Source organism: Paraburkholderia humisilvae (assembly GCF_902859855.1).
GTDB lineage: Bacteria > Pseudomonadota > Gammaproteobacteria > Burkholderiales > Burkholderiaceae > Paraburkholderia > Paraburkholderia humisilvae.
The window spans coordinates 1-1,162 of the sequence record NZ_CADIKH010000370.1; the positions used below are offsets into that span (position 1 = coordinate 1).

2 protein-coding genes and 1 pseudogene are annotated in these 1,162 nt (G+C 60.2%); all 3 read left to right on the plus strand.

Features of this window, described 5'->3' with window-relative positions; genetic code table 11:
* Positions 1-352 (plus strand): YadA-like family protein (locus HV796_RS42590; RefSeq protein ID WP_175233599.1); only part of this gene is annotated, 352 nt, incomplete at its 5' end.
* 208 nt (positions 353-560) lie between these two features.
* Positions 561-716, plus strand: a pseudogene (locus HV796_RS42595) (helix-turn-helix domain-containing protein); the annotation flags it as partial.
* A 173-nt stretch (positions 717-889) separates the two neighbouring features.
* Positions 890-1,048: a hypothetical protein gene (locus HV796_RS46400; RefSeq protein ID WP_377694068.1), complete on the plus strand. Its 159-nt coding sequence runs from the start codon at positions 890-892 to the stop codon at positions 1,046-1,048.
* The last annotated feature ends 114 nt before the right edge of the window (positions 1,049-1,162 follow it).

Here is a 1,162-nt window from a genome sequence, read left to right on the forward strand (position 1 = left end):
AACCGACGCGGTGAACGTGCAGCAGCTCAACCAGAGCGTGACGCAGGGCGTCGGGCAGGCCAACAGCTACACGGACCAGCGCATCAACGACGTGAACAACCGGATTGATTCGGTCAGCCGGGATGCGGATGGCGGGGTGGCTGGAGCAATGGCGGTGGCGGGCTTGCCGCAACCTACTCAGCCAGGCACGAGCATGGTGGCGCTAGCGGGCAGCGTGTACCGTGGCCAGTCTGGCCAGGCGCTGGGTATCTCGCATGTATCGGAGAATAACCACTGGGTGTACAAGGCCGCGATGTCGGCGAACACGCGCGGCACGTATGGAGGAGTGGTTAGCGCCGGGTTCCAATGGTAGCAGCAGGGCAGCGCTGCAATTAGTCGGAGAATCGGCGCAAACTCGAACGACGGTGGGTGCGATAACATGGTGGCGCCGGAAGACAACGCATCAGATGTAGCGCCGTGGACTAAACCTGCCAGTGGTCGATTGATGCTATTGGGGGCACCGTCTTGAAGGGCCTAGACCTTCAAGACGGTGCCCCCGAAAACTGGAAGGTGTCCCCGCCATGACACAGAACAAAATAGTCCTTCGCGCCAAGGTCGGCATGCTGGAGCTGGCTTGGCAACTGGGCAATGTCAGCCAAGCGTGCCGCGTGATGAGATATTCGCGCGGCAGCTTTTACCGGTTCAGGAAACTGCACGACCAGGGTGGCGAAGCCGCGCCGCGGAGGTATCAGAAATCTTGTGTGATCGGTTAAAAGATCTCAGTTCAGGGCGCGCGTTGCGTCGAGCGCCCCTGCCTCGGCGGTGGCGGCCTAGTAGATCGGCTGCATTTGTCGTGTAAATGATTCGACGTTCGTCGACACCAGCTCAAAGGTTGCCTTCGCGGAACTCCATGACCGGCAACGACCTGCTCAACGACCGCGGGGTGCCGTTCTTCGGCGGCTCCGGCATCCCGTACTCGCGCGCGCTGACCGACCGGGGTACCGAGTCGAGCTTGAATAATTCGGCGAGCCCGGTACAGCGGAGCTTTGAGGCCGAAATGGTGTTGTGAGATTTGCAGGAACCTGGCACATTATCGTGAGAATCCTGCAAATTCTGATGAGGTGTGGATGGGTCCCAGGACGCCTGTGAAAGAAGGAGATTTCTTCCGGCAACCGCTGCGCGA